The following is a 6,850-nucleotide window of genomic DNA, read 5'->3' on the forward strand; positions in this document are numbered from 1 at the left end:
TCCTGTTTTTTCTCTTACGGATTCTCCGCAAACGGCCCGCCTCCAGAAATGGCATACACATTCCTGCGGAAGCCGCCTCACCTTTTACGATGCGAATGCATACTTTCACATTTTTTTCAAATACTAACACTACTATATTTTTGGAAAGGTTAGGTGGCCTCTATGGAGAATGGAAGAAGGAAAATCCGTATCTGCCTCTTTGGCATTGTGCTTGCGGCAGTCGTTATCGGTATTTTTTATTATTATTTTAGCGGGAGCGGGAAGCCTGGAAACAGTGAGGGAACTCTGATTCAGGGACCGAAGGTGGAATATTATGGCTGTTAATCATGATACGGTTTATCTCAAAGGTGACAGGAACGTTGAGGTACAGAAAACGGATGTCACCCTGGGGGATATAGTGGCAATGGAATGCAGTAATAAAGAATTAATTCCAAAGCTGAAGACACTGAAAATTCTGAAGATACCGGATCAGAAGAAACAGCGGATGGTAATCTCCATATTAAAAATTATTGCCTGTATCCATGAAAAATATCCTGGTTTGGAAGTGCAGAATATGGGAGAACAGGATATTATCATCACATATGAAGAGCAGAAGACACCCGGTATAGCCTGGCATGTCATAAAAACGGCTATAGTTGTGCTGATTACGTTTTTCGGTGCTGCCTTTTCAATTATGGCATTTAATAATGACGTTTCCACAGCAAAATTGTTTTCACAGATCTATGAATTTGTGACAGGCGAGGTTTCAGATGGGCTGACGATGCTGGAAATCTCATATTCGGTTGGAATTACAGTGGGAATTCTGGTGTTTTTCAATCATTTCGGGAAAAAGCGTTTTACAGTAGACCCGACGCCTATGGAGGTGCAGATGCGCCTTTACGAAAATGACATCCAGACCACCCTGGTTGAGGATGCATCAAGAAGGGAGCAGGAGCTTGATGTGGGTAAATCAAATCATATTAGCAGTCATCGGACTTAGCGGCGGACTTGTTGTCGCGGGCGGATTGTTTTCTTTTATCATTGAGCTGGGGGTTGTGGCAGATTTTGCAGACCGTACCCATACTGGAAACAGAATCCTTTTATATGAAGACTGTGTTGCACTGGGCGGTATCGTGGGAAATCTGTTTTCTGTATTTCAGCTCCATATCCCCCATGGAAACTGGCTGCTTCCGATCTTCGGGGTACTGGCGGGAATCTTTGTAGGATGCTGGTCTATGGCGCTTGCCGAGATCTTGAATGTATTTCCGATATTTGTGCGCAGGCTGAAAATTGTAAGATATATTTCAGCGTTTATCATAAGTATGGCTCTTGGAAAAGGGATTGGTTCCTTTATCTTCTTTTTGCAGCGGTGGTAATCAGAGAAAGGCCAAATCATACTCCAGAAGATCTGGTTGAGCGATTAATTTAAGAAACGGCAGAAACAATACGTGAAGTTTTCTGAAGAACGTCCCAGAGAACTTGACTTATTTCTTATGCCGGTGTAAAATCTAAACGTAGTACAAGGCTATCCAATCAAGGAATATGTTTCTTAATTAGGGTAGCCAGTTTTTATTTAGGAGGAGAAGGTATGAAAAAGAAAATCTTGAGCGCACTGCTGTGCGCAACAATGGTCATCGGCCTGGTTGCAGGATGCGGCGCAAAGCCGGCTGCAGAAGCAGATACTAAGGATACTGATGACAAGAAAACAGAAAGCGCATCAGGCATTGCAAAGGAAGATCTGAAGATCGGTTTTGTACATGTATCTGATGCAAGTGACATGGGGTATACATACAACCATGATCTGGGAACCAAAGAGATGCAGGAAGAACTGGGAATCAGTGATGACCAGATCGTCAACAAGTTCAATGTTCCTGAGGGCGCTGAATGTGATACAGCTCTGAGAGAGCTGGTTGACGCGGGCTGCAACATTATCTTCGCAACGAGTTTTGGTTTTGAAGATTATGTAAAAGAAGTAGCAGCGGAGTACCCGGATGTACAGTTCTGCCATGCGACAGGATACCAGGCAAAAGATTCCGGACTGAGCAACATGCACAACTATTTTGCATCTATCTATGAGGCACGTTACCTGGCAGGTATCGCTGCAGGTATGAAGACAGAATCCAACAAGCTTGGATACGTAGCTGCATTCCCGTTTGCTGAGGTTATCAGTGGATATACAGCATTCTACCTTGGAGCAAAGAGTGTAAACCCGGATGTGACAATGGATATCATGTACACGAATTCATGGAATGACCCGACCGTTGAGTCCCAGGTTGCAAAAGCCCTGATCGAAAGAGGATGCGATGTGGTTTCACAGCATTCTGACTCTACAGCTCCGGCAACAACAGCTGAGGAGTACGGCGCTTTCCAGGTAGGCTATAACAATGACATGATCGAGGCAGCACCGAAGGCTTCCCTGATTTCTGCCCGTATTGACTGGGGTATCTACGTAACAGAAGCCGTACAGTCCATGATTGATGGTAAAGAGATTCCGGTTGACTGGTGCAGAGGGTTAAAGGATGGTGCGGTTTATCTGTCACCTCTGAATAAAGACATTGCTGCTGAGGGAACCCAGGAAGCAATCGATAAAGCTACGAAGGCACTTGAGGCGGGAGAGATTCATGTATTTGATGGTCCTCTTAAAGGAACAAATCCAGATGGTGAGACAATAGAAGTTGCTGAAGGCGATTACTATCACGAGCAGGAAGAAGCTTCCGCACCATCCTGGAGTTATATCATCGAAGGATGCAATGTGGTTGAATAATCGATTCATCCGTGGATAAGTTCATTGACAGAGCCGTTGTATGACGGCTCTGTTTTTAGAAATGCCCCTTTTCGGGCATTCCGTAATGCATGCCGTGCAAGGGACATGTATTGCGGTGTACCCGATTGGAAAAAAAGGACAGGAAGAGAAGAAGGAGGGTGAAGATTTGAGTGAGACTACAGAGTATGCTGTAAAGATGCATCATGTCACCAAAACATTCGGAAAGGTCGTTGCCAATATGGACGTTGACCTGGAACTGAAAAACGGAGAGATACTGGCACTTCTGGGGGAGAACGGAAGCGGCAAAACAACACTGATGAATATGCTTTCCGGCATTTATTTTCCGGATCACGGAGAAATCAGCATCCACGGCAAACAGGTGACAATCCGTTCCCCAAGGGATGCTTTCGGACTGGGAATCGGAATGATCCATCAGCATTTTAAACTGGTGGATGTCCTGACGGCTGCGGAGAATATTGTACTTGGGCTTGATGGAAAAGCAACGCTGAACAGGAAAGAGGTAAACAAAAAGGTTGCAGAGATCGCATCCAGATACGGGTTCGAGATCGACCCGTCGAAAAAGATATATAACATGGCTGTCTCTGAGAAACAGACCGTTGAGATACTGAAGGTTCTGTACAGAGGTGCCGATATCCTGATTCTGGATGAGCCGACAGCAGTGCTTACACCGCAGGAGACAGAGAAGCTTTTTGCGGTGCTGCGCAATATGAAAAAGGACGGTAAATCCATTATTATTATCACACATAAGCTGCATGAGGTACTGTCAATATCGGACCGGGTGGCGATACTTCGAAAGGGCGAATACATAGGCGCAGTTGAGACAGACAAGACGAATCAGGCTGAGCTGACGGAGATGATGGTAGGCCGGCCGGTCAGCCTTGAGATTGAGAGACCACAGCAGGAGCGCGGCATTGAACGGCTGCAGGTCATTGATCTGACCTGTCTGAACGGAGAAGGCGTTAAGGCTCTGGACAATGTTTCTTTTTCTGCATATGGAGGCGAGATACTGGGGGTTGCCGGGATTGCGGGCAGTGGTCAGAAGGAACTCTGTGAGGCAATCGCAGGGTTGTATCCGGCCATAGGCGGTTCTGTCCTCTATGCGGGCGAGCTCAACGGGGAGCCGATCAAAGAGCGGATCCTGGGCCTCAAGCCCGATGAGATTGTGAAAAAAGGAATCTCCATGGCCTTTGTTCCCGAAGACAGGCTTGGTATGGGACTTGTTGCCGGTATGGATATGACAGACAATGTTATGCTCCGGAGCTACAAAGATAAAAAGGGACTTTTTGTTGACAGAAAGACCCCCAGGGAAGTGGCAGAACAGCTCATTGAAGAGCTGGAGATTGTGACTCCGGGTGTTGACACGCCGGTGGGACGGCTTTCCGGGGGGAATGTCCAGAAGGTACTCCTGGGCAGAGAGATCGCCCTGAGCCCTTCTGTATTGATTGTGGCCTATCCGGTGCGGGGGCTGGATATCAACTCTTCCTACAGGATCTATGATCTGTTGAATGAGCAGAAGAAAAAAGGCGTTGCTGTTATTTTCATCGGCGAGGATCTTGATGTACTGATTGAACTTTCCGACCGCCTCATGGTTCTCTGTGGAGGCAAAGTCAGCGGTATTGTGGATCCGCGTACGGTAACGAAGGAAGATATTGGCCTCATGATGATACATGTGGAAGATGAACAAATCAGCCCGGAGGGCGGTAACGAGATAAACGGCGCAGGACAGGGCGCCGGAGAAAAAAAGGATGAAAATCCAAAAGAGGAGGCGGGGGTATGAGCAGTAAGCAGACACAGGTAAAAGAACCACTGATCCGTATGGTGAAAAGGGGCTCTATTTCACAGCAGAAGGCCTGGGGAATCCGTGCAGCTGCATTTCTTCTGTCACTGGTGACAGGAGGCCTTTTGATCCTGGTTCTCGGACACAATCCGCTGTCGGTATATAAAGCCATGGTAATCGGGGCATGGGGCTCCAGAACGGTCATCCATGAGACCGTGAAGCTGGCGGTGCCGCTTTTGATTACGGCAATTGGTATATCCTTTGCATTCAAAATGAAATTCTGGAACATCGGGGCAGAGGGACAGATCCTCGTCGGGGCAGTGGCAGCAGGAGCTTTTGGATTATTCACTGCACACATTTTCCCGAAGATTCCGCTTGTTATCCTGATGCTGCTGGCAGGTATGGCTGCAGGTGGGCTGTACGGCCTGCTTCCTGCAATCTGCAAAGCAAAATGGGGAACCAATGAGACACTGTTCACGCTGATGCTGAACTATATAGCGCTTGCATTTATCAAATATCTGATGAATGGCCCGTGGAAAGCACCGGGCAGCAGTTTCCCGAAAATTGCTATGCTGGTACAGGGCGCACGGCTGAAAAAGGTACTGGGTGTGCACTGGGGATGGATACTGGCACTGATCCTGGTTGTCCTGGCATTCATCTATTTTAATAAGACAAAACAGGGATATGAGATCGCTGTTGTGGGACAGAGCAATAATACAGCAAGATATGCGGGAATCAACGTCAGCAAAGTCTTCATCCGCACCATGTTTTTATCCGGTGCGCTGTGCGGTCTTGTGGGAATGCTTCAGTTTGCAGGAGCAGATTACACCATAACAGAAGGAACCGCAGGCGGCGTGGGATTCACTGCCATTACGGTGGCCTGGCTGGCAAAGATGAATCCTTTTGGAATGCTGATTGTATCGGTATTTATCGCCATGCTGGAAAGGGGATCTAATACCATTCAGACGAACTTCAAGATACCGGCATCGGCGTCAGATCTGCTGATCGGAATCATCCTTTTCTTCATGCTTGGATGCGAATTCTTTATTACATACCGACTGATCTTCAGAGGAAAGGAGGAACAGCATGCTTAGTACATTAAACAGTTTATTTATCGCCGCAGTGCTGGCAGGAACGCCTCTGCTGCTGGGGGCGCTGGGAGAAATCCTGACGGAAAAATCAGGAAACATGAACCTTGGTGTGGAAGGTATGATGTTCATGGGAGCAATCACCGGTCTGGCAGGCTCTTATTACTACGAGCAGGCCATTGCAAAATCGGGTGGAAGCCCCAGTGGAGCACTTTCAGCAGTGATCGCGCTTCTGGTCTCATTTATTGCGGGCGCATTTGGAGCTTTAATTTATGCATTCCTCACGATTTCCCTGCGTGCCAACCAGAATGTTACTGGTTTGACACTGACGATTTTCGGCACCGGCTTCGGTAACTTTTTCGGAGAATTCATTGGACAGAAAGCCGGAGGATATGTTGCCGTAAGCGGCACCACTAAAGCAGCGTTTTCCAGGATGCATATACCGGTGCTTTCAGATATTCCGATTATAGGAAAACTATTATTTGAATACAACTGGCTGGTGTATTTTGCGGTAATCCTTGCACTTTTGATGGCATGGTTTTTCAACAAATCCCGTGTAGGCCTGAACCTCAGGGCTGTCGGAGAAGATCCGGCCACGGCCGATGCAGCAGGAATCAATATCACAAAATACAAATATATCGCAACCGTAGTGGGCGGCGGTATATGCGGAATCGGCGGTATGTACATGAGCATGGTCACCACATCAGGCGTATGGGTGCACGGATGCGTCAGCGGCTACGGCTGGCTTGCCGTTGCCCTCGTAATCTTCGCAACCTGGAGGCCGGCTAAAGGCATGCTGGTTGCGCTCATATTCGGAGGCCTCACGATCATGCGTATGTACGTAAATATCCCCGGGCTCCCGGCCCAGATCTATGACATGCTGCCATACGTAGCTACGATTGTCGTACTGGTTGTAACAAGCATGAGGGAAAGCAAAGAACATGCACAGCCAAAAAGCTGCGGCCTCAACTACTTCCGAGAGGAGCGGTAGCGACGGGGGAGTCGGGGAGGGGACGCTGTGAAAAACCCCGGAATGCCTGCGGCTGCGGGAAACGGATACAGGGGGGACTGGAAACGGAATACGGCAGTAAGCTGGAGTAAAGCAAAAAGGAAGGAAAACCAGGGCAGACCTGGCCACATCACCCAAAGCCTTGATGGCTTTGCGCGCTGGGGCCAGGGAGATATGTGATTTGTGATCACATATCTCACCCTGGTTTTCCT

Annotated in this window: 7 protein-coding genes; all 7 read left to right on the forward strand. The window is 48.0% G+C overall.

Annotated features, from left to right (window positions below; all coding sequences use genetic code 11):
* The first annotated feature begins 162 nt into the window (after positions 1-162).
* The 7 genes from HMPREF0240_RS24685 to HMPREF0240_RS13380 all read left to right on the forward strand — a co-directional run bounded on the left by HMPREF0240_RS24685 (position 163) and on the right by HMPREF0240_RS13380 (position 6,620).
* Entirely contained in the window at positions 163-324 is a 162-nt protein-coding gene (locus tag HMPREF0240_RS24685) for a hypothetical protein (protein ID WP_198137798.1), read from the forward strand.
* The gene (locus HMPREF0240_RS13355) at positions 314-979 is read left to right on the forward strand and encodes a stage V sporulation protein AA (protein ID WP_009003946.1); all 666 of its coding nucleotides are present in this window, start codon (positions 314-316) and stop codon (positions 977-979) included. Before HMPREF0240_RS24685 ends, HMPREF0240_RS13355 begins: the two co-directional genes overlap by 11 nt.
* Positions 939-1,355, forward strand: coding sequence for a stage V sporulation protein AB (locus HMPREF0240_RS13360; RefSeq protein ID WP_009003947.1), 417 nt, complete (start codon positions 939-941; stop codon positions 1,353-1,355). The genes HMPREF0240_RS13355 and HMPREF0240_RS13360 overlap by 41 nt, the downstream gene beginning before the upstream one ends.
* 212 nt (positions 1,356-1,567) lie before the next feature.
* Positions 1,568-2,743, forward strand: a complete 1,176-nt coding sequence (locus HMPREF0240_RS13365) for a BMP family ABC transporter substrate-binding protein (RefSeq protein WP_009003948.1) — start codon at positions 1,568-1,570, stop codon at positions 2,741-2,743.
* A 196-nt stretch (positions 2,744-2,939) separates the two neighbouring features.
* Positions 2,940-4,541 (forward strand): ABC transporter ATP-binding protein, encoded by a 1,602-nt coding sequence (locus HMPREF0240_RS13370; RefSeq protein WP_009003949.1) that lies wholly within the window; start codon positions 2,940-2,942, stop codon positions 4,539-4,541.
* Entirely contained in the window at positions 4,538-5,635 is a 1,098-nt protein-coding gene (locus tag HMPREF0240_RS13375; RefSeq protein ID WP_009003950.1) for an ABC transporter permease, read from the forward strand. The genes HMPREF0240_RS13370 and HMPREF0240_RS13375 overlap by 4 nt, the downstream gene beginning before the upstream one ends.
* On the forward strand, positions 5,628-6,620 hold the full coding sequence (locus tag HMPREF0240_RS13380; RefSeq protein WP_009003951.1) for an ABC transporter permease: 993 nt from the start codon (positions 5,628-5,630) through the stop codon (positions 6,618-6,620). The genes HMPREF0240_RS13375 and HMPREF0240_RS13380 overlap by 8 nt, the downstream gene beginning before the upstream one ends.
* The last annotated feature ends 230 nt before the right edge of the window (positions 6,621-6,850 follow it).

Origin of the sequence: Clostridium sp. D5 (genome assembly GCF_000190355.1) — a bacterium.
GTDB lineage: Bacteria > Bacillota > Clostridia > Lachnospirales > Lachnospiraceae > Faecalicatena > Faecalicatena fissicatena_A.